We start from the raw sequence: 24,236 nt of genomic DNA, 5'->3' as shown, positions 1-24,236 counted from the left end.
CAAAAAACTTTTACATAGAAAAAGCCGAGGGAGTTTTCCCTCGGCTTTTAACGCTCTTCTTCGTAAAGTTCCCATGCTAGATCAAACGTTGACATCCCATCAAAATAGTCCCCGTTAAGTTCTAAATAAGAGCTAATTTCGTTATAATCTGTTGAATCATTAGGAAAACTATGGTCTTCATACATGTGACGCGCAAGCTTACCAAGCGGATCAGAAGATTTATTGTGACGGTGCTTCATCATGTAGTGGTAAAAAGATTTCATTGTGACTCTCCTTTTTTACGATAATTTCTATTGTGAAGCAGGAAGGGAGTAAATTCTCACAGTAGTAATGCTTTAACTTTTAAGCTTATAATCACACTCTTTTATTTTTAAGATTGCTGTTTGTATTTCAGAAAGTTGGGTAAATTGATGGATAAGGATATAGCCTACCCTTCTGTCTGCTCCCACTGCAAAGTGTGGGAAACTATGTGAAATCGTAACATAAAATTAATGTTTGTTAAAGAAGGATTACAAATCATTGAAGAAACGTTAACAGCGGACAAATATTCACACTTACGCGATAAGATAAGAATACACTATTTCTTAAATGAAAGTTAACTAATTTTATCAAACGTTGGAGGTACCTATGAGTACAGGTCAAACAAATAAACGAACAGCGTATTTTGATAACGCCAAGTTTGTGCTTATTTTCCTCGTTGTGTTTGGTCATACGATATCTCCTTACCGAACGGAAACGAGCGAACTGCTGTCTGTCTATCACTTTATTTTTATCTTTCATATGCCGGTATTTATTTTACTTGCCGGATATTTTTCAAAGAATTTTCATAAAAAAGGATACTATAAAAAAACTTTTACAAAAGTCCTTCTACCGTATTTAATATTTCAAACGGTATATACTTTTTTCTATAATTTCATCTATGGAGTTGATACGTATAGTGTAGACTACTATCTTGTTCCTAGATGGGCAATGTGGTTTTTACTGAGCTTAGTATTCTGGAAACTTATGCTTCCTTACTTTGCAAAGCTCAAACCATCGATTGGAATGACCGTTTCGATTTTACTCGGTTTACTCGTTGGGCTCTTTAACTTTTATGATGGAATTGAAGACTTCTTAAGCATTAGCCGTATGCTTGTTTTCTTCCCATTTTTCCTTCTTGGTTATTATTTATCACAACGAGAAAATCCCTTTGGTTTGCTTGTAACTCCTGTTGGACGGGTATTATCAGTCGTTATTTTACTTTGTACGCTTATTGGATCGTATTATTTCTTAAACGATACGCAATATACGGAAATGCTTTATGGTACAAAAATGTATGATAGCTTTTCAGATTTCTACATTCGAATTGCTCACTACGTTATTGCCTTCATTGTATCATTTGCATTCATGGCCCTTATTCCAAGCAAACGCTCCATTTTCACAGGAATTGGGCAGCGCTCCCTTTACGTTTATTTACTACACGGTTTCTTCCTAAAATGGTTTTTCACAACAGATTACGCTCAGACGATGCAAACGGTCAGTGATTTTGCATTCCTAACGCTTCTGTCCATTGCCATTACGCTATTAACTGGAAGCAAACTTGTTGATATTGTGCTTAGTAAAATAAAAGGAATGAAACGCTTGTTTCGACCAAAAAACGTTACGGCGTCTTCTAAATAAAAAAAGCTTCTTCCAAATTGGAAGAAGCTTTTTTCTATGAAAAAGAAGGTTTTTTCTCTATATGAGAGAATTGTTCTTTTAAAGGATTATCTCAAAACGTAAGGAGAATAAAACATGGAAATTGCTTACTATCAAAACAAGTTTATAGACGTAGACTCTCCGGCTCTTCCTATTGATGAACGAGGACATCAATTCGGAGATGGAGTATACGAGTATGTTCGAGTATATGACGGGACTCCGCTTTTTTTAGCTGAGCATCTTGATCGCTTAGAAAAAAGCGCAGCTGAAATTAAGCTGACCCTTCCGTATCGAAGAGATGAGATAACAGGAATTATTTATGAAGGAATTAAACGTTCTTCCTTGAAGGAAGCAGCGGTCTATTTCCAAATCACACGGGGAATTGCTCCTCGTAACCATTCGTTTCCAAACGTTAAAGCTGTATTTTCTATGACTGTAAAGGAAGCTACTATTTTTACAGATGAAGCTCGCAACAAAGGTATTTCTGTCATGCTAAAGCAGGACGAACGGTGGGCCAACTGCTTTATTAAATCACTGAATTTGCTTCCGAATGTGCTTTCAAAACAAGAAGCAATTGAAAAAGGATATGATGAAGCGATTTTTGTACATGAAGATTTCGTGCGTGAAGGTACAAGCTGCAATGTCTTTATAGTAAAAGACGGCACTCTTTATACTCCTCCTGCAACAAGGTATATTTTACACGGCATTACAAGAAAAGCCGTGCTAGACTGCGCACGCGAATATGATATTCCAGTTCGAGAGCAAGCCATTAATACAACATTTTTCAAAAACTGTGATGAAGCATTTATTACAAGCACATCCATTGAAATTATGCCTATTTATTCTATTGAAGATCAAACACTTCCGAAAGAGCGCCCTGTAACAGAAAGGCTTTATTCTGCTTATCAGAGTTTTTATAAACAAGAAGTATAGAAAGAAAGCCTTTCAATATGAAAGGCTTTCTCTTCTCCCTAAAAGTTAAAGTAGTTGCGCTTGAGTAAGCGAGGCTGTTTCATTAAGTGATGAAATGAAATAGAGTCTTCAATTTTGTTCGTATCAATCAGTAAAAGTTGATCTTCAATATTTGCAATAACATCTTCTTCTTGATACTCCATTAAACAGTTTTCGCATTTCACACAAGGAGTCTCTGTAATTTCAATACTTCTCGTGCCATCAGGAAGTTCCCAATACACTGTATTTTTTTCGATTTTTGCTCCTTCTGCTTCACACCATAAACAGTTCATCAGCCTCTACTCCCTTCCTGTTTGTCACGTTCACTCTCTTTACGGCGCTCTGCTTCGTATTTCTTTACTTTTAATTCATCACGCTTTTCTCGTTTATTTTTCAATGTTTCATGCGTTGGATTACTTTCGTATGTTTGGCGTCTGTTATATCTTTTTAATCCTTGTGGCACAAGATTGAACTGTTCATCATTCATTAAACTGGAAATGCCTGTTGTTGTCTTTTTCTCTTTCATATATGGATAAACTTCTTCAAAATAAGCATCTGCTGTTCCTTCTGTATAGCTTTCAGGCTCTGGATATGTTGTAATAACCCCTTCAAAGTTTCTAAGCACAACTTTTTTAGCGCTTTGAGAAATAATATAATTTGGCTGAACAGAAATCTTTCCGCCTCCTCCTGGAGCATCCACAACAAAGGTAGGTACGAACATTTTTATTGATCCTATCATAGAAAGGAGCCTCCTCTTAAAGATGACTATTCGTCATGTTGCTATTTATTTGCGCATTTCAAGAGATAAAAAAGAGGGAATTGATACTCTTTCTAATCATCGAGACATTTTAATTGACTTTTGTCGCTCTTCGCAGTGGACATATGAACGTTATGAGGAAATTGTGAGCGGAGGTGGTTCAGAGCTTGAGAATCGACCAGAGCTGTACCGCCTTCTTAATGATATTGACTTGTTTGATGGAATTTTAGTTTTTGAGTTGTCCCGTTTAAGCCGTAATGGTCTTGTTTCTCAACAAATTAAACAAGTTTGTATTGATTACGATAAAAAAGTCATCACCCCTTATCAGATTTATGACTTAGCAAATAATCACAATGATCGGCTTCTATATGACTTCGGATCTGTGATTGCTTCACAGGAACATGCACTAATTGGAAAAAGATCGAAAACAAATAAAAAAATTATGGCAAAGTCAGGTCTTCATGTTAGCGGCAGCGTACCTTTTGGATATATTCGTAATCCTCATACTAAAAAGCTTGAAATTCATCAAGAGCAAGCAGAAATTGTAAAGCTTATTTTTCAGCTTCATGCGAAAGGCTATGGCAGCTTTTCTATTCGTAATATTTTAAATGAACGAGGATATAGAACAGCAAAAGGAGGCTACTTTGAGCTTCCAACAATTAAACGAATCATAAGAAATCCTGCTTATAAAGGAACAAACGTCTTTAATGACCGCAGAAAGGTAAAAGAAAGGGATAAGTTTATATACAAAATCGTAGAAACGATTCAAGTACCGAACGCATGGGATCCTATTATTCCTCCTGAAGAGTGGGAAAAAGCAAATGAAGATCGAAAAAAAAGAGCCGAGCATGCCGAAACAACTCGGGAAAAAGCGGCAAATAAAACAGGCGTCACTCTATTGAAAGATCTTTTATACTGCGGAGTATGCGGCAAAAAAATGACCATTCGAAAAGATAAAGGTTCAAAATATATGTTAAAACGATGTGAATATTTGCTTCCAAGTGGGGAGAAATGTCCAAACAGAGGGGTAATGTTGAAGTATGTAGAAGAAGATGTTGTAGAACATATTAAGCAATATAAAGACGAGATTATTTCTATCTTATATTCATTAAAGCTTGATGAGTGGAGCGGAACTGAAAAAGACTATAACAATCATCTTGAGCAGATAGAAAAAGAAATACGCCGTATTCGAATTGAAGAAGAAAACTTATTAAATCTTGCCATAAAGGGACTTTTTTCAGAAGAACAAATTTTAACAAAACGACAGGAGCTTTTGAACACGCTTCATACGTTTACAACTCAAAAAGAAGCGATTATAGATGAGTTAACAAATTTGAAAAAACTCGATACAAAAGAAAGACTGCAAACAGCTGTTGAAGGAATTCATGAACTAGAAATTGTGTTAGAAAACGATATGAGTGAGGAAGCAAATAGAAGCATGAAAAGGATCATTCATAAGATTTATTATAAGAGAGTTATACCAGAAGATCTTTTAAAAAAATCAACGCGGAATAAAGAACGCAAGCTTTATCCGTTCACGCTTAATATTCATTATAAGTAACTCTTTTACAAATAGAGCCAACCCTTCTTTGCATATGGTGAATAAGGGGGGACTCATTATGAAACATGCTGAACAAAGACCTTCTTCAGTTGTGACAAGCAATGAGCCAGACCTTGAAAACATGGCTCTTGTTCTTTTTGAGCTATTGGTAGAACATGGGATTGCTTCTTAGAAGCAATCTCTTTTTTTATACATATTATTGGATCCTCAGTAGGTACGGCATACCCTGATGTGTGACCACGCAGCCCTTCCATAATTTCTAATCCTTTTGAGATAGGTGCTCTAAAATGACTAATTCCTTCTGATAGATCACATTGATAAATATAATATGGGCGAACCCGAATCTTCACTAAGTCATGCATAAGCTTTTTCATAATTTCAACGCTGTCGTTAATTCCTGTTAAAATGACCGCCTGATTGCCAACAGGAACTCCTGCATCTGCCAACATCTCACATGCTTTTTTTGATTCTTCTGTAATTTCAATAGATGTGTTGAAATGCGTATTCAACCATACAGGGTGATACTTTTTTAAAATGGTACACAAGTTTTCTGTAATGCGCTGAGGAAATACAACAGGTGCTCTTGTGCCAATCCGAATAATTTCAACGTGTGGAATATCTCGTAAACTTTTTAAAACATACTCTAAAATTCTATCATTAATTAAAAGACCGTCACCACCTGAAATTAAAACATCCCGTACAGCCGGTGTATTCGCAATATAGCTAATCGCTGCATCAAGCTGTTTTTTAGGAACACCCATGCCAATTTGCCCTGAAAAACGTCGTCTCGTACAGTAGCGACAGTACATAGAACACTGATTTGTAACAAGAAATAAAACGCGATCAGGATAGCGATGTGTAAGTCCTGGAACAGGAGAATCTTCGTCTTCATGAAGCGGATCTTCTAAATCATAACGTGTTTTATAAATTTCCTTTCCAACCGGAACAGACTGCATTCGAACAGGACAACGTGGGTCTTTTTCATTCATAAGCCAAGCATAGTATGGCGTAATATTTAGAGGAATTGTTTTCGTTGAAATCCGAACCCCTTCTTTTTCTTCCTCTGTTAGATCCACAACTTTCTCTAGCTGTTCAAGCGTGCGAATCGTACTGGTTAACTGCCATACCCAGTCGTTCCACTGCTCTTCTGTTACATCCTTCCATAACTCAATATCTTTCCAGTGTCGCTTTGGTTTATAGAGTGATGATTTCATACTATCAGCCTCCTTATTCCATTATATGTGAGAGGGTTCCTACCTAGAAGACAATCTCCTTGTCAGAATTCTTCACCCACACATTCATATTTTCAAGTGTTTTATAAATATAACAATTGTTAACAAGTCGACCATAATAGCGATACTGAAGCTGATGAAAGGCTACATTCATTCCAAACGACTGAGCTCGTGCAATTGTATACAAACAAAAAATTTGAGATTTTGTGAGCTCTTGCTCGAGCGATAGAAGCAATCTTTTCATCAGTCCTGCCTTTCTATGAGAAGGAAGTGTTGCACAATCTGTAAGCTCTGCGTTGTGATACATTATATTGACATCTGCTGACGCTGCGCTCACAATCTCTCCTTTATATTCAGCGACATACCATAAGTAATCTTTTTTTAGAAGTGATGAGACATACGCTCTATCATGAAGAGGTGTTGGATAAACTGAAAAAACTTCTTTATAAAGCTTTGAAAGATTTTCGCTATCCGCATTCGTTCCTTTTCTAATGTTATAAAGAGACGACTCAACTGCTTCGTCTCCCTTTTCAATAGACTGAACGGCTCTTAATGTTTGAGACTCTTTTACATATTGTTCACTATAGCGACGTTGATCTTCTTCATAGCGAACCATAAAAAAAGCATCATCTCCGTTAAAATAAGAAGGAATCAATGCTTCACACTCATAACCATTTGATAGAAGAGACAGAAATTGAGCCTGTCGTGCTTTAACAATTGTTTTATGAAGATGATGCTTGCGCGTTAGAAACTGAACTTTCTCAATAAGTAAAGAAGTTGAGCCTCTATAGTCTTCAACGCGAATACGTTCATTAAATAAATCAATAATAACCTCAGCCCACAGCGCATCTTCTTTAATTTCTATTTCCTCATAGTACCCGTTTTCTTTCATCTCCTCACTCCCTTTTATTCTTTCACCCCACACCAATCTAGCATTGTTAATGCAATAATTTCTGCTGTTTGAAACACCGATTCAATCTCAATATATTCATTTGGAAAATGGGCTACCTCTGTCACGCCCGGACCAAAAATGATAGCTGGAGTTTTAGCACAGTTTGTTAAAAGTCCCCCATCTGTTCCCCACGGTGAAGCTTCAACAGTTGGCTCCTTTTTACAGATTAAAGAATATGCATCAGTCAGACACTTTATAAGTGGATGCGTTTCTTCTACTTCACTTGGAAGCCAATGTGCTCCAAACCAAGAAACCTCTGCTGGATGAAGAGCGAACCATTCATCTTCCTCACTGAGCGTTAAAAGCGATGTTTCGACCATTTTTTTTGCATCATGGATGCTTTCATGTGGTCCAATACCAAGTCTCCCTTCTAAAACTACTTCGTCTGGCACAGAAGAAGGCCAAGAACCTCCGCTCACCTTTCCAACATTAATTGGAATCGGAATTGGCACGTTTTTATAAAGAGGACTTGTAATCTCTTCATTTCGTATTTTCTCAAGCCTGTTTAAATGGTGCAGCACCTTTTGAGCTTTTTCAATTGCACTTACTCCCTCATAGCGTGTTCCGCCATGTGCCGATCTTCCTTTCACTTTGATGCGAAACCAGGCTGAGCCTTGCTGGCTAGGAAAAATTTTCATGTTGGTTGGTTCAGGAATCAAAGCTCCGTCTGCTTTATATCCTCTTAAAATGCAGGAAAGTGTCCCAGCCCCTCCGCTTTCTTCTTCAATCACACTTTGAAAGATAACGTCTCCTTTTAATGAAACCTTTAACTCCTTCAGTACTTTAAGAGCTAAAAGCATTGAGACGTTTCCCCCTTTCATGTCTGTTGCCCCGCGTCCATATACCTTCCCATCTTTTACAACTGCTTCATAAGGATCAGAATCCCACCACGCTATATCTCCTTCTGGCACAACATCAATATGACCGTTCAATATTAGCGAACGCCCTCCTCCACTTCCACGTAAAAGTCCCACAACATTTGGACTTCCTTTAAACGTTTCTCTTGTCGAAACAAAAGCAGGATGTGCTCTTAGTTCATTAATATCTGGTTCCCAGACATCAATTTGAAGACCAAGCGAACGTAAATATTCAATGACAATAGCTTGAACGCTTTCTTCATGGTTTTGAACACTTCTTTCATTTACTAACCTTTTTAATAGATTGATTCCTTCGCTTTTATATGTTGTTAACATTTCATGTACTTTCTCTTTATATTCCTTCATCCCTTTGCCTCCTTAAAATGACGAAATGGAACTTCCAAGGTGAACTGTAGCGCCTGTTGCTTTCACAACATCTTTTACACTGTAGGACTCCATGACTTCCGTGAGCCAAAGTTTTTCTTCTTTAATGTGAAAAACAGCTAAATCGGTAATAATCATATCCACACATCCTGAAGACGTAAGCGGTAAAGAACAGTTTTTAACAATCTTTGAGCGCCCTTTTCGATCAAGATGACTCATAACTACAATTACCTTTTTGGCCTTTTGAGCAAGCTCCATTGCTCCTCCCATACCAGGCACGCGTTTCCCCGGAACAATCCAATTAGCTAAATCTCCTTTTTCACTTACTTCAAGAGCTCCTAAAACCGTCATATCAAGAAGACCGCGCCTTATAATAGCAAAAGCAATAGAGCTATCAAAATAAGAAGCTCCCTTCACTTCTGTAACAGGCAACCCTCCTGCATTACATATATGAGGATCTTCATGGCCTTCGTACGGAGTCTCTCCCATTCCTAACATTCCGTTCTCAGCATGAAACATAACGTTTTGTGCGGTTAAGAAGTTGGGAACGAGCGATGGAATACCGATTCCTAAGTTAACAATCATGCCATTTTTAACTTCTTTAGCCGCTCTTTTGGCAATTTTATTTCTTACGTCTTTTCCCATACCCATTTCCAGTTCACTCCTTTGCTTTGCACAATCATGTCAACGAAGCAGCCTTGTGTCATAATTTCATCTGGGTTCAAACTTCCAAGCGGGACGATTTCCTCTACTTCAGCAATCGTTTTTTCTCCTGCCATTGCAATAAAAGGATTTGTATTTTGGGCAGTCTTGTCATAAATTAAATTTCCGAACGGATCTGCCTTTTTAGCGTAAATAATAGACACGTCTGCTGTAAGAGGTGTTTCGAGTAAATACGTTTTCCCGTGTACTTCGACTTTTTTCTTCCCTTTTGTGACTGTTTCATTATCCATTCCAATGTCTATTAAAATACCGCCTAATCCAACCCCGCCTGCTCGTATACGTTCAATTAGCGTCCCTTGTGGAGAAAACTCGATTTCAAGCTCTTTATTTGTCATCTTTTCTCCTGCTACTGGATTTGACCCAATATGAGATACAATCACTTTCTTTGCTGCGCCGCTTACGATAAGCTTGCCAATTCCAATTGTCGGAAATCCTGTATCATTCCCAATCAGAACAAGATCTTCTATCCCCGTATCAACCATTCCTTGAATAAGTGTTGGTGGACTCCCAATTCCTCCGAATCCCCCAAACATTACAGTGGAATGAGATTTAATATGTGAGAGCGCTTCTTGGACTGAGACAATCTTCCCGTACACATTATTCATTCTCTTTCCTCCTGATTGTTTTTTAAGCGCATCTCTATACTTGATAACGTTTTTTCAAATCGACATAAGAGTTCTTTTATCTCCCCTTCTTTTATTGTAAAAGGAGGGGAAATAATAACAGCATCTCCTCTAACACCTTCAATCCCTGCTGCTGAAGGATAAAGAAGTAGACCATTTTGCATTGCGGTTTGGATAATTTGATTTGTCAGTTGGGCAGAAGTTGGAAATGGCTCTTTCGTTTTCTTGTCCTCTACAAATTCTACTCCTAATAAAAGTCCTTCTCCTCTTACATCACCAATGATAGAAAAACGTTCTTTCAGTTTTAATAGTTCTTTTTTTAAATACGCTCCCTTTTGAGCTGATTCATCGACTAGATTATGTTTTTCAACATATTGAAGAACAGATAAAGCTGTTGCACAAGACAAAGGATTTGCGCTGAACGTATGCCCACTCATAACCAGCTTAGAGCCTTTTTTTATAGGAAGTATCACTTCTTCTGTTGCAACAGCTGCTGCAATTGGCGTATATCCTGCACCTAACCCTTTTCCAAGCGTAACAATATCTGGTTTTGCTTCCCAATGATCGTATCCAAACATTTTTCCTGTTCGGCCTAATCCTGTCATGACTTCATCTGCAATAAATAAAATATTATAGCGGTCACAAATATCCCGGATACGTTCATAATACCCAGGTGGTGGCGTAATGGCAGCTCCTGCTGCTCCAATGATTGGTTCTGCAATAAATGCTGCAATATGCTCTTCTCCAATTCGAATAATGGCCCGTTCTAATTCATCAGCACAGCGCAATCGACAGGAAGGAAATTCCATTTGATATGGGCATCGATAGCAATAAGGAGCTGAAACAGTTGGATAATCTTGCAAAAGAGGAACAAAACGCGTTCTGCGGATAGAGTGACCTGACATTGATAAAGACCCAATTGTAATACCGTGGTAGCTCATCCAGCGTGATAAAATTTTCAGTTTGCTTCCTTGCCCTTTTTCTTGAAAGTGTTGCAGCGCCATTTTCATCGCCGTTTCCGTTGCTTCTGTTCCACTGTTAACGAAAAAACTGTAGCTTAGATGGCCATTAGAAAGCTTATAAATTTTTTCAGCCAATCTCTCAGCAGCTTCGCTTGTAAACTGCGAGCGATAAACAAAACTAACGCGTTTTGCTTGATTTTCTAAAACATCTGTTATTTCTTGAACGCCGTGACCAACACTAACAGTAACCGCTCCTGAAGAAGCGTCCAAATAGTCTTTACCATGTTCGTCATATAAAAAAACGCCTTTTCCATATGAGACTTTTGGATATGTGCCGTCAAGAATGGGTTTAATCAAATGAGACATCTCTTTCTCCTCCTATCCCGCAGTCGAGCCTTTGTCTAGAAAAGAGATTTACCCCGCCTACTTTATAGATATGTGAGAAGAAGGTCTTTTTTTCATATAATTTTTAAAAGCATATTTTGGATATCAACAGTAAGAAGCAGAAGAATTTGGTAAAATAGGAATGGAGATTGTACATAAGGAGATTACAAGATGCGAAAAATTTTTATTATAGAAGATGATCCAAGCCTTGTTGTACTGCTAGAAGAACACTTACAAAAGTTCGGATATGAAACATGCAGCGCTCAAAATTTTGAAAAGGTAACAGAAGAATTTCAGACCTTTGCACCAGACCTTGTTCTTCTTGATGTGAACTTGCCTAAATTTGATGGCTATTACTGGTGTCGACAAATGCGTTCTTGTTCAACATGCCCTATTTTATTTATTTCAGCGCGCGAAGGAAAAATGGATCAAGTGATGGCGCTTGAAAATGGGGCTGATGATTATATTACGAAACCATTTGATTATGAGATTGTAATGGCCAAGATTAAAAGTCAGCTTCGTCGAGCATATGGCACATATGCTAATAACTATCATGATCGTAACGTTAAAGCTGGAGGCCTTACCTTAGACTTCGAACGTCTCTTTTTATCCTATAATCAAAAAAAGGTAGAACTTAGTTTAACAGAAGCAAAAATCTTAGATGAAATGATGAAAAAGCATGAACACGTCGTGAGCCGTGACCGATTACTCGAAAAAATTTGGGATGAACAAGCTTTTGTAGATGATAATACGCTAAATGTATACATTGCTCGCGTTCGCAAAAAATTAAAAGAATTAGAGATCTATAACGCTCTGCAAACAGTAAGAGGCGCAGGATATCGGCTCTATGTTGGTGAAGGAGAATGAAACTTTTTTTCAAAGATCACCTTCTTCTTACAGTACTCTATGGTATACAGCTTGTGCTCACTTTACTTATTTATTGGCTTGATGGAAACGTGCGTATTACAACATCGCTTTACTCTATCTTATTAAGCAGTGTGATTTACATTGTGTACCTTTTTTATCGCTATACAACACATCGTTCGTTTTATACAAAACTTTCTTCTCCTCCAGAGAGTCTAGACGATGTTGGAGAGAAAAAAGAAGAAACCCCTTTATCATCTGCGTTTTATGAGTTTGAAAGAAAAAGATTGCAGCAATATCAACAAAACATTCACCAATATAAGCACAGGCTTGACCATCATATTACCTTTATGAATCAGTGGGTTCATCAAATGAAAACACCCCTATCTGTAATTCACCTTATGATGGAAAGGCGAGATGATCGGGAAGCCCTTGCAATTCAAGATGAAGTAGATCGGCTTAAAAAAGGGCTTGATCTTGTTTTATATACGTCACGTCTTGGTGCTTTTACTCATGACTTTCACGTTGAAATGTTAGAGCTAAATGAGCTTATCCGGAAAGTGACATCTTCTCAAAAACGTCTGTTTATTCGCAACCGCGTTTATCCACATATCGACATTAAAAAAAATACGTGGATTACATCTGATGAGAAATGGTTGTCTTTTGCGCTTACCCAGTTGATCACAAATGCTGTCCGCTATTCAAGCGAAGGAAGCAAATTATTTTTCACCTCTTATAAGGAAAAAGACCATATAGCTCTTGAAGTGAGAGATGAAGGCCTTGGGATTCCTAAAGAAGACCTTCCACGCGTGTTTGACCCCTATTTTACAGGAGAAAATGGCCGGAAATTTCAAGAATCAACGGGTATGGGGCTTTATCTTGTTAAACAGATTGGTGAAAAGCTTCACCATACCATTACGATTACTTCAAGAATTGAAGAAGGCACAACAGTCCGACTTCTCTTCCAAAAAGCAGCGCATTAAGTGCACTGCTTTTTTATATTACAACATTGTAAGGTTCTTGTAAGAAAGCAACATAGCAACATATGCCTCTCTCTCTTACAATAAAACTATCAAACAAAAAGGAGTGCTTACGATGGCTATTTTAGATGTTAGGCATCTAACGAAAATATACGAAGGGAAAATCTCATATAAAGCGCTAGATAACATCAACTTTTCGATTGAAAAAGGTGAATTTGTGGGCATTATGGGACCGTCTGGAAGCGGAAAAACAACCCTTTTAAACATGATTGCCACAATTGATAAGCCAACATCAGGAGAAATATTTATCGGAGGAAAAAATCCTCATTCTTTAAACAAACGAAATACAGCTCTTTTTAGACGTCGTGAGCTCGGATTTGTTTTTCAATACTTCAATCTACTTGATACGTTAACAGTTGAAGAAAATATTGTTCTTCCATTAACACTTGATGGCGTGAAAATAAAAGAAATGGAAAAGAAACTTGTTTTTGTTTCAAAAAAGCTTGGAATCGATAACATTTTAAAAAAGCGTGTCTATGAAATCTCAGGAGGACAAATGCAAAGAACCGCCATTGCTAGAGCAATTATTCATACTCCTTCTCTCATATTAGCAGATGAACCAACAGGTAACTTGGACTCTAAATCATCCAAAGATGTGATGGAAACAATGTCTGCTATCAACATCGAAGAAGGTGCCACAACAATGATGGTAACTCATGATGCTGTTGCTGCAAGCTACTGTGATCGCGTTATTTTTATTAAAGACGGAAAATTTTATAACGAAATCTACAAAGGAGAAAATAGACAAGCATTCTTTCAAAAAATTATTGATATGCTTTCTCTTTTAGGAGGCGACACACATGACCTTTCAACAGTTCGCTTATAAAAATGTAATCCGAAACAAACGAACATATGGAGCTTATTTTTTAAGCAGTGCTTTTTCCGTTATGATTTTCTTCATGTATGCGCTGTTTATTTTTAATCCCCATATTAAAACCGGTCTCGTTGTAGGAGTCGCCGTTCAAGCCATGACAATCTCTGAATATATTATGTACATTTTCTCGTTTTTCTTTGTGCTCTATTCAGTTAGCACCTTTTTAAAAACGAGAAAGCGAGAGTTTGGCATTTTAATGATGCACGGTATGTCTAAACAGCAACTATATCAACTTGTTTTTTTAGAAAATATGCTCATTGGTATCTTCGCCATTATAACTGGAATAGTGTGCGGACTTCTGTTTGAAAAACTCTTTTTACTGCTTGGAGGCCGTATACTTGGTATCGGGGAAATTCCTTTTTATCTATCATGGAAAGCCGTCAGTTTAACCTCTTTTTCCTTTTTATGTTTGTTCGCAGCCGTATCAATATTCACTCTTTTTACACTTAGAGTAAATAAACTCATTGATCTTTTTCAAGCCGTGCAAAAACCAAAAAGAGAACCGAAAGCATCTGTTTTACTTTCCCTTTTATGTGCGCTCCTGCTCTTTTCTTCTTATTTCTTAGCCTTTACAACAAAAGGCGGAGATATTGTCATTAGAATGCTTCCGGTTATTATGATGACGATTGTTGGAACCTATTTTTTCTATACGCAAATGAGCATTTTTATTGTTAAGCTTTTACAGAAAAAACGCACGATTTTCTTGCAGAAAACAAATATTGTGACAATCGCCAATCTTGCTTATCGACTGAAAGATAATGCTCAAATGTTTTTTCTCGTCACTATTGTTTCAACCGTTTCTTTTTGTGCAATTGGGGCATTTTCCTCGTTTAATGTATTAAACAAAGAAGTAGAAAAAAGCTATCCAGTAGCCGTGAACTATATTTCAAAAAAGAACAATATGTTGGAAGAAAAACACGTGCAGGCCATTGAAGATAGCTTGCAGCAAAACAACATATCGTATATCAAAATGACCTTCCCTATTCGCTATGTAAAAACAACAGAAGGAGAAGAAGTTTTATATGTTTCTTTTTCCCAATATCAAAAATTTTTGAAGGAAACAGGAAAGACAGAAGCAATTCGCCCGTTAAAAAATGGGGAAGCTTACCTTCTCCCAACAACCCTTTGGGACCAAAAACAGTTTACAGCACAAACATATTCGCTTACGGGAGAAAACCATGGTTCCCTATCTATTAAGGATGTGGCTAGCCACATTATGTTGCCAAACACCCTTTTGCCAAGTCGAGGCGTGATCGTAAGTGATAAACTTTACGAAAAACTTTCTCCCTCCAAGACTGAAACCTATGTTGGCTGGAACACAAAATCTTTCTCCAACACAAACGGTGTTGGCGCAAATATTAGTCGTACTGGCCTTGTTTCACCTAGCGATGATAAATCATATGCACTGGCCATTGGAGGAACAGTGTTAGCTTCTCAAAAGCAAATTTTCAATACGATGTTCTTTGTAGCTTTGCTTGTTGGAATCGTATTTTTCATTGCGTCCGGAAGCTTTTTATATTTCAGGCTTTATGCGGATTTAGAGTACGACATAAGACAATATAATACAATTGCAAGAATTGGGCTAACAGATCAAGAGTTGCGTACGATTGTTACAAAACAACTTCTCTTGCTTTTCTTTGTTCCTTTCATGCTCGCTGTTTCTCACAGCCTGTTTGCTTTTAAAGCACTACAAAGCTTGTTTTCTATTTCAATTGCTCAAAATATGAGTCTTGTTCTATTAAGCTTCTTAGCAGCTCAAATTGCTTATTTTTTACTTATTCAAGCACGATATTTAAAAATGCTCAAAACAAAGCTTTTATAATTTAAGGAGGAGCTACCTCTTGACTTTTCGTCAGTTTGCTTACAAAAACGTTACGAGAAACATAAGAACATATGCAGCTTACTTTTTAAGCAGCGCTTTTTCCGTTATGATTTTCTTCGTGTACGCCCTATTCATTTTTAATCCCTACATTCGACAGGGTATTACTGTAGGAGCAGCCATCGATGCGATGAAAGCTGCGGAATATATTATTTTTCTTTTTTCATTCTTTTTTGTGCTCTATTCGATGAACGCATTTTTAAAAACCCGAAAACGTGAATTTGGGATTTTAATGATGCACGGCATGTCGCGTCATCAGCTTAATCGAATGGTCTTTTTAGAGAATATGCTCATTGGAATCGGGGCGATCATAACAGGGCTTTTATTTGGTCTTTTAACCGCAAAACTATTTTTAATGATGGGTGCAAAAGCCATCGGAATAACAAATATCCCTTTCTACTTTGCATCAAAAGCCTTTTTCTTAACCGTTTTTTCATTCTTAGGATTATTTTTTGTTATTTCATTGGTTACTAGCTTAACGATTCGAACGAAAAAACTTCTTGATCTTTTCCAAGAATCTCAAAAGGTAAAAGAAGAGCCAAAAAACTCAATTGTCCTTTCTCTTATTGGCTTAGCATGCCTTATTACAGCCTACTATTTAGCGCTAACAGCAGAAGGCGGATTATCTGTTTTAAAACGCTTCTTTCCTGCTGTAATTCTTACGATTATTGGTACATACTTTTTCTTTGGTCAAACAAGTATTTTTATCCTTAATCTTGCTAAAAAGCAAAAGCGCCTTTTTTTCAAGAAAACGAATATAATCACAATCGCAAGTCTTGCTTACCGTCTCAAAGACAATGCGCGTATGTTCTTTATGGTAACAATCGTCTCGACGGTTTCGATATGTGCTATCGGTACGCTCACTTCTTTTAATACGTTCGCAGAGCAAATCGAACAAGATTACCCATATGCCATTAGCTATATAGCAAATGGCGAACATAAAACAGAGGAAAAGCATGTTGAAGAGATTAAACAAGCGCTTAAAGAAAAAAACTTGGACTATACGACATTCTCGATGCCAATTCTCATCATTCAAGGAAAGGTTGAAACAAAAGAGGCGAACATATCAGCAGGAGCTTCTATTCAAAGAAACGGTGTAAGTGAAAACCGTCCCTTTGCCTTTATTTCGCACTCAAATTATATAAAGTATGTAGAAGGAGCTGGCAATCATGTTTCGACTCTGTCGCATCTAAACGAAAATGAAGCACTCATCCCTCCAGCAAATACGCTCACCAAAACATTTATGGATGAGAGCTATATGAATTTTTTGAAAAAAGATGAGTATCAAATCCCTGGAGAACCTGTAATGCATATTAAAGATACAGTAGAACACATTTTGTTTCCTCCTGATATCATGGCTTCAGATACTCTTATTGTAAAGGACGCTGTGTACGAACTCCTTCTTTCAAAAGGAAAGACTGAAACGTTCACAGGATTCAATGTGCGGGAGTGGAAGGAAACGGCGGGACTCCTGCCCGGTTTAGCTGGGGACAGTGGAATTGTCCCCTATAACCCGCACAAGAGCTATTCTATAGCCGTTAGCGGAGAGCCTTATGCTGAACAAATGAAAATGGCGAACATGCTTCTGTTTGTTTCTCTCCTCGTTGGCGCTGTCTTCTTTATTGCAGCCGGAAGTTTCCTCTATTTTCGTCTTTATGCTGATTTGGACTATGAGAAACGCCAATATGTAACAGTTGCCAAAATTGGTTTAACTGAAAAAGAGATGAGCCATATTGTAACAAAACAGTTGCTTTTGCTTTTTTTCATTCCTCTCCTTGTGGCGACTATTCATAGTACTGTTGCTTTTGCCGCTCTGCAAGATTTCTTTGCTCTCCCGATTTTCAGAGGAATCATTACTGTAATTATTAGCTTTTTCATTTTACAGGCTTGCTATTTTATAGTCATTCGAACTCGCTATCTAAAAAAAATCAAGCAATCACTCATCTAAAAAAGCCGCTCAAGTGTGAGCGGCTTTCTTCTATTCCCGTTTTCTACGAATCTCGTTTGCTACAAATTCAACGTCTGTTCCAATTACAACTTGAACATCTCGTTCATTTAGTTTTATTACCCCTTTTGCTCCTGCTTTCTTTAATACTTCTTCTTGAATGAGCGATGTATCTTTCATTTTCAAGCGAAGTCTTGTAACACAGTTATCAAGCTCCTCAATATTTGAAACGCCTCCAAGACCTGCAATATACTGCTCTGCCGCCTTTTCATACTTTCCTTCTCCATTATGTTGCACTTCTTCTACAACTTCATCTTCACGACCTGGTGTTTTAAGATCAAATTTCTTAATGACAGCATAAAAAATAATAAAATACAAAATACCGTAAATAACACCAACACCTAGAAGAAGCAGAGGCTTTTGTGCAATATTATAATTCAACAGATAATCAATAGCACCTGCGGAAAATCCAAATCCATCGTGAATGTCTAAGCTTACCGTAATATACATTGATAATCCTGTTAATAGAGCGTGGACAACATATAAAACAGGAGCTAAAAACATGAAAAGAAACTCAATTGGTTCTGTCACACCTGTTAAGAAGGACGTAAGAGCAAGGCTTACAAGCATTCCTGTTACAAGCTTGCGGCGCTCTTTTTTGGCTGCTGCAATCATCGCAAGTGCAGCTGCTGGCAATCCAAACATCATAATAGGAAAAAATCCTGTCATAAACGTGCCTGCTGTTGGATCTCCTGCAAAGAAGCGAGCAATATCCCCGCGTTCACCGTTATATTCACCAAATAAAAACCAAACAATATTATTTAAAATATGATGAAGACCAACTGGAATAAGTAAACGATTTAACACTCCAAAAATGCCTGCACCAAGAGCTCCTAAATCAATGAGATACTGCCCAATTCCATCAATAAAACTTTGAATTGGCGGCCATACGTACCCAAAAATCCCTGCGAGTACAAGCATAGATCCAGCCGTTATAATGGGGACAAACCGCTTTCCACCAAAAAAACCGAGCCACTGTGGCAATTGAATATTGTGATAACGATTGTATAACAGACCTGCAACTGTTCCAGCAATAAGACCTGCAAAAACAGCCATATCGTTATGCTTGTCAATGGCTTGTGTTCCCCCTACAAGCACAAAATAGCCAATGGCTCCTGCAAGAGCCGCTGCTCCGTTGCTGTCTTTTGCTAGTCCAATGGCAACCCCAATGGCAAAAATAAGCGGAAGCTGTGCCATTATTGCATTACCTGAAGCTTCCATAAACGGGATATCTAACATATCTTCCTTTCCTAATCGAAGCAGCAGAGCTGCTGCTGGCAGCACAGCAATCGGAAGCATAAGTGCTTTCCCTATTCTTTGTAAGAAGCCTAACATTTTGATCCCCCCCATATCCACCTTTTTTATTTATGATCACATCTTCTAGTAAAGAAAGATGTGAATAACGATTTTCTGTCTATCTCAACTTTGAATTTCTAACGATATCCTTGATATAACGAACACACAGCTTCAAGCTTTCTGCCTCTTTCCATAAATAATACGGAACTTTCTTCTTTAATATGCCATCCAGCTGCCTCTATTTCATTTGCTTGAAATATGTATTATCTTTTAGAACATCAATTTATTTGAAAGGTTAACTTCCATATCATAATGAATGTTTATAATTACTAGAAAGCCTATTCTATTCATCCAGATGAAAGATAACAACCTCTTTATCGGTATGCTAAAAGTGAGAAACAATGTTTACGTGCCAAACATTATTCCAGCCGTTAAAAAGCACCATTTTGCTCACTTTTAAAACTCTTTTTTCTTACATTACTTTCAGCATATCTTCTAATAAACTAGTTACCTATACCATTTATATTTTAAAAAAAGAGCCCTTTAAGACTCTTTTTCACAATTTAAAACAATGGGAAGCGTAATTTTCACTTTTGTTCCTATACCTATTTTGCTTGTAAACGTCATTTTTCCCTGATGTTGTTCAATGATTTTGTAGCTAATCATTAATCCTAAACCTGTCCCGGTTTCTTTTGTAGAGAAGAAAGGTTCACCGATCTTTTGTAAAACGCTTTCCTCCATCCCACAACCTTCATCCGTAATCTCAACAACTGCTAAACTCCCTTTCGTTTTTAAAGAGATATGAACGGTTCCTCGCGTCATTGATTCAATTGCATTCTGAATAACGTTAATAAACACTTGTTTTAAAGCATTCTCCTCACAGTAAATCCATGCATCTACCGCTGTAAGGTCTGTTTTAATTTGACAATCTCGATAGCTTGCATGTGTGTTAAGTAACAGAGCGACATGCTGTAAAATACGACATAGCTGTTTAGGTTTATAAGCTGTTTCCTTTTTTGATTTTGCAAGCGTTAAAAACTCTTCAATAATAACCTCAATTCGTTCAATTTCAGCAATCATAATTTCGCTATATTCTTCATTATATTCTTTGGATACTTTTAAAAGCTGAATAAACCCTTTAACAGCTGTCATTGGATTGCGAATCTCATGAGCCACTCCAGCGGCTAGTTTGCTTACCATTGTTAATTTCTCAGAGGTTCTTGCCATCTCATCATATTTCTTTCGATTCGTAATATCACGCATAAAATATTGAATAGCAGGCTTTCCTTGAAACTCCATTTTAGTTACGGATGATTCAATAAATTTCACACCTTCCTTAGCCAAGATTTTCACTTCTACTCTTGGTCTAAACGGCTTATCTTGCATGATGGCATCCATTCGCTTTTTTACAAACCTAATATCGTCTTCATGAATGAACGACAGCAGCTCTTTTCCAATATATTCATACTTACTTCTTCCACCTAAAAGTCGAATAGCTGCCGGATTCACATAACGCACTTTTTCATCAACTACAACTAAAAAAGCATCTTGACTTTCTTCAATAAAACGTTTGTACTGATTCAACTCTCTTAAAACAGCATCCTGCTTTTCAAGAGACAACGACACTTGATTAAACTGAATAAGCTGATACGTACTTTTACTTGTCTTAATCGGCTTTATCGTCATATCGTACTCTAAAGTTGAGATGTGCTGAACCCTTATTGTCTTTTCAATGCTTTCTTTTAACAAGGTTAATAATTGTGCTAATGACAAATTGAATAAAGCCGTAAAGTAAAAGAAAAAAGAACGCTTTTTTTCCTTTTCAACATCGAGAAGCTTTTCTGCTTCATCATTTGCAAAAATACATGTCCCGCTTTGGTCGATAATCAAAGTTGGCACAACGCTCTTCTTAAAAGCTTCTTTTAATAATATTAAATTATCCATAAATCCACCTTCGTTTTGCTTATGTATCACTAGTATAGTATGGAAAATAAGAGATTTATATGGTTTTTCAACATTTATTTGAAAGTTTTTCTCTTTTATTTCTATAAAGTAAAACGGGATGGATCATCATCCACCCCGTTTGCTTTATTATTAGTGGAAACAAACCGCTCCAATAATGATTAACAAGATAAAGAGTACTACAATTGTTGCGAAGTTAAAGCCTTCACAGTCACCGCCATATGGATAGTAATAGCCACAGTTTTCATACGGATAATACATCTCTCTATTCCTCCTCATTTTCATTTACAAAAACAGCTTATGTTTTCTTATAAAAATGGTTTGTGTATTTGCCTATTTTTTCTTCTTATCATTAAACAAGAGAGTAAGAAAAAAGAGAAACAAGGAAAGAGAAAGAATAGGAACTATCATACTTTTTACATAACCTACAACATAACCAATATAAGGAATCTTATACAAATAACGATGCTCTCCGCTTACGTATTCTGTGACAACAAGTGATCCTTTAAAAGCAGATGTGTTGCTATTTACAACACTCACTTCATAGCCGGCTAGAAGAGGCAAAAGAGCTAATAAAAACAGTGTAAAACAAATCGTATATAGAACAAGGATATAACGGTAGGCAGTAAAAACTTTCTTCTTACTCTCCATTGTTCTCCACCTCAAACGTTATAGTGTGCTTCGCTTTAGAAGACGAATTCTCCACTGCGTTTTCCGTAAAATATGTTAAACACGACAGGAGGATAATGCCTCCTAACATGAAGCGAAACGTTTTAACATAGAAATGCTTCATCCTCTCACTCCTTACTTTTCAGTATAGCGAGTATCTTTTTACTTTCGAGTTCTCCGTACGCCATTATATGCGCCTATCGCCTTAAAGGTTATTCATAAATAGACTTTAAAAAGAGGATACGTAGCATTTTTCATTCTTTTCCTGCATAAACTTGCTACGTAAAAATTTTGCTTTGAGGAGGACAAAGTCTTGAATACTAAACAGCAGCACTATGCTCAAAAAGCCGCTATGTACGATTTATTAGCTCAGTACTACAAATACAGAGATCCTTCTTTACACATTGCTTACTACCAAAAACATTTTAAATATGCTACAAAGCTTTCCTATTCGTTATCAAATATGCGTAGTAATAGGCAAGGAACAAGAATCCGTATTCTTCACGCTTCTCCAGGTGCTCCTTCTGTTGATGTATACCTTAATGGACGAAAAACAATCCCAAACTTAATCTTTAAACAAGAAACAGATTATATTGAACTAAGAGAAGGTGGGCGCTATAGAATTGATCTGTACAAAGCAGGTGAAACAGCTCGACCTCTTATTAGTGCAGAAAAAGAAATTAAAAAAGATATGCAATATACAATTATTGCAGCTGGAGAGCCTACTAATTTGTCACTGCTCGCTATAAAAGATGAACACACAGTGCCAAAAGGAGAAGCAAAGCTGCGCTTTATTCACCTTTCTCCAAACGCCCCTTCCATTGATGTTGCAGCAGTGCGTGGAGACGTTATTTTCCCTAATGTATCTTTTAAAGAGGTTACAAACTATTTAGCATTAACTCCAATGGAAGTGAACATTGAGCTGAGAAGAAGCGGATCAAAAGAGGTTTTATTAAAAATCCCACCGCTTCGTCTTCGTCCAGACCGAACCTATACGGTATACGGAGTTGGACTTGTAAATGAAAATCCTCCTCTTGAAGCTTTAGTTACACAAGATTAGCTCAATAAAAAAAGAGCCTTCTCGTTAGAAGGCTCTTTTTTTACGGTTGAACACTTGGATCAATAAGCTTAATTGATATTTCGTCATTTTTTAAGTCGAATTTCTCAGCTTTTACTCGAAAACCATTTTCAAGCTCCATTTGATTTAGAGCAACATAAATGGATTCTTTTTTCGGATTAATACTTACCCACTCAGGCATTGGGAAATGATTATTCACATACTTCAATACTGTCTCCACCGGTAGTGGTAACGCTCCAACGGAAAGACCTGTTTGTTCAAGAACAAGGTTACCGTTTTTCTGGACAATAGGTGCAAATGTCATTTTAATATCAACGTCACGCCCAAAAGCAACGATTGTTCCATATACTTCAACTTCATCATTTAAAACAACATTATATGCTAACGCATCACTAGCAAACTCTTGTTTCAAATACTTATCAATAAGCGCATTCAGGTTTTTCTTATCTCCTACAACTCCGAGTTCTATACCGTTTACCTCTTCTTTTGAAGGAGCCTGTCGCTGTTCAATTGGCTGAAAAATAGCTACTACAGCGACTAGAACTAAAATAATATTTAAGCAAAGTAAACTAAAAAAAAGCGTCTTCCATTTTTTCATCCTGCTATGTCCTCTCCTCTATACGTTGGATTGGCGAACACCATTTTTTCATCATCTATGTTTTCAAGAAAAACGCGCTCGCTAATTCTGTCTGCAATTAATTTATACCCTTTTGTGTTTGGATGAAAATAGTCATTTGATAATAAGTTTTCATTTGTGCTTGTGAAAATATCAGCAACTTCAATATATGTTATCCCTTCGTATTGAGATGCCACTCGTTCACTTGAACTATTCCATTCTTCTACAACAGTATCGATCTCTTTTAAATCACTAAGCGTATTTAAAAACGGATTGTAAAATCCAATAAGGTAAATTGGAGCATCCTCGTTAATACTGCGCATCTTTTTCATTACTTTTTGTAGTCTTTTTTCATACTTTCTCTGCTCTTTTTTATACGTGTTGAAGGTAATGTTATCATAATGATCTCGCATAACTTTCATCATATCATTGCCGCCAATTGTGACGAAGATAATGTCCGCATCTTCAAGGCTTGATTTGATATTTTCATAATCTAACCTTTTAAGAAGCTGATCTGTACGATTTCCCGTTTTCCCAAAGTTGCTCACTTTTACTTTTCCAACAGAAGGCTGTTTTTCAATTTCTGAAGCAACGCGTGTTACATAGCCTTCTTCTTTCGTTGAATCGCCAACTCCTTTTGTTAAGGAATCACCAATCGCAACCATGTTCACATTTGCAGGAAATATATCTTTTCCTTGTTTTGTTGACACTTCTTTGGACTCTTCCTCATTTTGAGTTGGAGGTGAAGCAGAACAAGCTGACAAAAAGAGAATAAGAAAAATAAGACCTATTTTTTTCATCCTATGTTCACCCCTGTTACTAGATGTCTCTAATGTATTATCATATCATATTCTTTAAAACTAAAAAATCATACAAAAAAAACCAACCTA

22 protein-coding genes and 2 pseudogenes are annotated in these 24,236 nt (G+C 37.0%); 9 read left to right on the top strand and 15 right to left on the bottom strand.

The window, feature by feature from the left end; translation table 11 throughout:
* Positions 1-47 precede the first annotated feature (47 nt).
* The gene (locus tag BM012_RS06380; RefSeq protein WP_061803731.1) at positions 48-263 is read right to left on the bottom strand and encodes a YozE family protein; all 216 of its coding nucleotides are present in this window, start codon (positions 261-263) and stop codon (positions 48-50) included.
* Positions 264-627: 364 nt separating this feature from the next.
* On the opposite strand from BM012_RS06380, the gene BM012_RS06375 reads away from it, so the two are divergent.
* A complete protein-coding gene (locus tag BM012_RS06375) occupies positions 628-1,659 on the top strand; it encodes an acyltransferase family protein (protein WP_019393212.1) in 1,032 nt (343 codons plus the stop codon).
* Positions 1,660-1,773: 114 nt separating this feature from the next.
* The gene (locus BM012_RS06370; RefSeq protein WP_061803730.1) at positions 1,774-2,610 is read left to right on the top strand and encodes an aminotransferase class IV; all 837 of its coding nucleotides are present in this window, start codon (positions 1,774-1,776) and stop codon (positions 2,608-2,610) included.
* 38 nt (positions 2,611-2,648) lie between these two features.
* Here the strand turns inward: BM012_RS06370 and BM012_RS06365 are convergent, their stop codons facing one another.
* A complete protein-coding gene (locus BM012_RS06365; RefSeq protein ID WP_061803729.1) occupies positions 2,649-2,921 on the bottom strand; it encodes a YokU family protein in 273 nt (90 codons plus the stop codon).
* Positions 2,921-3,343, bottom strand: a pseudogene (locus tag BM012_RS06360) (lysine 2,3-aminomutase); the annotation flags it as partial. The gene BM012_RS06365 and the pseudogene BM012_RS06360, both read right to left, overlap by 1 nt.
* A 46-nt stretch (positions 3,344-3,389) precedes the next feature.
* Between BM012_RS06360 and BM012_RS06355 the strand changes: the two are divergent.
* A complete protein-coding gene (locus tag BM012_RS06355; RefSeq protein WP_061803727.1) occupies positions 3,390-4,946 on the top strand; it encodes a recombinase family protein in 1,557 nt (518 codons plus the stop codon).
* Between the two features lie 209 nt (positions 4,947-5,155).
* Here the strand turns inward: BM012_RS06355 and BM012_RS06350 are convergent.
* The 6 genes and pseudogenes from BM012_RS06350 to BM012_RS06325 form a co-directional block, all read right to left on the bottom strand.
* Positions 5,156-6,160, bottom strand: a pseudogene (locus BM012_RS06350) (KamA family radical SAM protein); the annotation flags it as partial.
* A gap of 43 nt (positions 6,161-6,203) precedes the next feature.
* Positions 6,204-7,070 carry a putative beta-lysine N-acetyltransferase gene (ablB, locus tag BM012_RS06345; RefSeq protein WP_061803726.1) on the bottom strand — a complete coding sequence of 289 codons (867 nt, stop codon included), beginning with the start codon at positions 7,068-7,070 and terminating at the stop codon, positions 6,204-6,206.
* 14 nt (positions 7,071-7,084) lie between these two features.
* Complete coding sequence (locus BM012_RS06340; RefSeq protein WP_061803725.1) at positions 7,085-8,353, bottom strand: peptidase; 1,269 nt, start codon at positions 8,351-8,353, stop codon at positions 7,085-7,087.
* Positions 8,354-8,365: 12 nt separating this feature from the next.
* Positions 8,366-9,022, bottom strand: a complete 657-nt coding sequence (locus BM012_RS06335; RefSeq protein ID WP_061803724.1) for a 3-oxoacid CoA-transferase subunit B — start codon at positions 9,020-9,022, stop codon at positions 8,366-8,368.
* Entirely contained in the window at positions 9,001-9,699 is a 699-nt protein-coding gene (locus BM012_RS06330; protein WP_061803723.1) for a CoA transferase subunit A, read from the bottom strand. The genes BM012_RS06335 and BM012_RS06330 overlap by 22 nt, the downstream gene beginning before the upstream one ends.
* A complete protein-coding gene (locus tag BM012_RS06325) occupies positions 9,696-11,045 on the bottom strand; it encodes an aspartate aminotransferase family protein (protein WP_061803722.1) in 1,350 nt (449 codons plus the stop codon). The genes BM012_RS06330 and BM012_RS06325 overlap by 4 nt, the downstream gene beginning before the upstream one ends.
* Before the next feature lie 189 nt (positions 11,046-11,234).
* Here BM012_RS06325 and BM012_RS06320 point away from each other — a divergent pair, with 189 nt between their 5' ends.
* The 5 genes from BM012_RS06320 to BM012_RS06300 all read left to right on the top strand — a co-directional run bounded on the left by BM012_RS06320 (position 11,235) and on the right by BM012_RS06300 (position 17,668).
* The gene (locus BM012_RS06320) at positions 11,235-11,930 is read left to right on the top strand and encodes a response regulator transcription factor (protein ID WP_061803721.1); all 696 of its coding nucleotides are present in this window, start codon (positions 11,235-11,237) and stop codon (positions 11,928-11,930) included.
* Positions 11,927-12,910 (top strand): sensor histidine kinase, encoded by a 984-nt coding sequence (locus tag BM012_RS06315; RefSeq protein ID WP_061803720.1) that lies wholly within the window; start codon positions 11,927-11,929, stop codon positions 12,908-12,910. Before BM012_RS06320 ends, BM012_RS06315 begins: the two co-directional genes overlap by 4 nt.
* Before the next feature lie 112 nt (positions 12,911-13,022).
* Positions 13,023-13,793 carry an ABC transporter ATP-binding protein gene (locus BM012_RS06310; protein WP_061803719.1) on the top strand — a complete coding sequence of 257 codons (771 nt, stop codon included), beginning with the start codon at positions 13,023-13,025 and terminating at the stop codon, positions 13,791-13,793.
* Positions 13,768-15,663 carry an FtsX-like permease family protein gene (locus BM012_RS06305; RefSeq protein ID WP_061803718.1) on the top strand — a complete coding sequence of 632 codons (1,896 nt, stop codon included), beginning with the start codon at positions 13,768-13,770 and terminating at the stop codon, positions 15,661-15,663. The genes BM012_RS06310 and BM012_RS06305 overlap by 26 nt, the downstream gene beginning before the upstream one ends.
* 19 nt (positions 15,664-15,682) lie before the next feature.
* Complete coding sequence (locus BM012_RS06300) at positions 15,683-17,668, top strand: FtsX-like permease family protein (RefSeq protein WP_061803717.1); 1,986 nt, start codon at positions 15,683-15,685, stop codon at positions 17,666-17,668.
* A gap of 30 nt (positions 17,669-17,698) precedes the next feature.
* Here BM012_RS06300 and nagE read toward each other — a convergent pair whose 3' ends face one another.
* The 4 genes from nagE to BM012_RS06280 form a co-directional block, all read right to left on the bottom strand.
* Positions 17,699-19,060, bottom strand: a complete 1,362-nt coding sequence (gene nagE / locus BM012_RS06295; protein ID WP_061803716.1) for an N-acetylglucosamine-specific PTS transporter subunit IIBC — start codon at positions 19,058-19,060, stop codon at positions 17,699-17,701.
* A gap of 504 nt (positions 19,061-19,564) precedes the next feature.
* Complete coding sequence (locus BM012_RS06290) at positions 19,565-20,965, bottom strand: ATP-binding protein (RefSeq protein ID WP_061803715.1); 1,401 nt, start codon at positions 20,963-20,965, stop codon at positions 19,565-19,567.
* Between the two features lie 150 nt (positions 20,966-21,115).
* Positions 21,116-21,244: a YjcZ family sporulation protein gene (locus tag BM012_RS25820; protein WP_113713948.1), complete on the bottom strand. Its 129-nt coding sequence runs from the start codon at positions 21,242-21,244 to the stop codon at positions 21,116-21,118.
* Positions 21,245-21,316: 72 nt separating this feature from the next.
* The gene (locus BM012_RS06280; RefSeq protein WP_061803714.1) at positions 21,317-21,634 is read right to left on the bottom strand and encodes a hypothetical protein; all 318 of its coding nucleotides are present in this window, start codon (positions 21,632-21,634) and stop codon (positions 21,317-21,319) included.
* 331 nt (positions 21,635-21,965) lie between these two features.
* On the opposite strand from BM012_RS06280, the gene BM012_RS06275 reads away from it, so the two are divergent.
* Positions 21,966-22,712: a DUF4397 domain-containing protein gene (locus BM012_RS06275; RefSeq protein WP_172461072.1), complete on the top strand. Its 747-nt coding sequence runs from the start codon at positions 21,966-21,968 to the stop codon at positions 22,710-22,712.
* A 40-nt stretch (positions 22,713-22,752) separates the two neighbouring features.
* Here BM012_RS06275 and BM012_RS06270 read toward each other — a convergent pair whose 3' ends face one another.
* Entirely contained in the window at positions 22,753-23,328 is a 576-nt protein-coding gene (locus tag BM012_RS06270) for a YpmS family protein (protein WP_061803713.1), read from the bottom strand.
* Positions 23,325-24,146: an SGNH/GDSL hydrolase family protein gene (locus BM012_RS06265; protein ID WP_061803712.1), complete on the bottom strand. Its 822-nt coding sequence runs from the start codon at positions 24,144-24,146 to the stop codon at positions 23,325-23,327. The genes BM012_RS06270 and BM012_RS06265 overlap by 4 nt, the downstream gene beginning before the upstream one ends.
* Between the last annotated feature and the right edge of the window lie 90 nt (positions 24,147-24,236).

Origin of the sequence: Priestia endophytica DSM 13796 (assembly GCF_900115845.1) — a bacterium.
Lineage (GTDB): Bacteria > Bacillota > Bacilli > Bacillales > Bacillaceae_H > Bacillus_I > Bacillus_I endophytica.
Note: the sequence above shows the minus strand (reverse complement) of the source record. Positions and strands in the feature narration are given on the sequence as shown.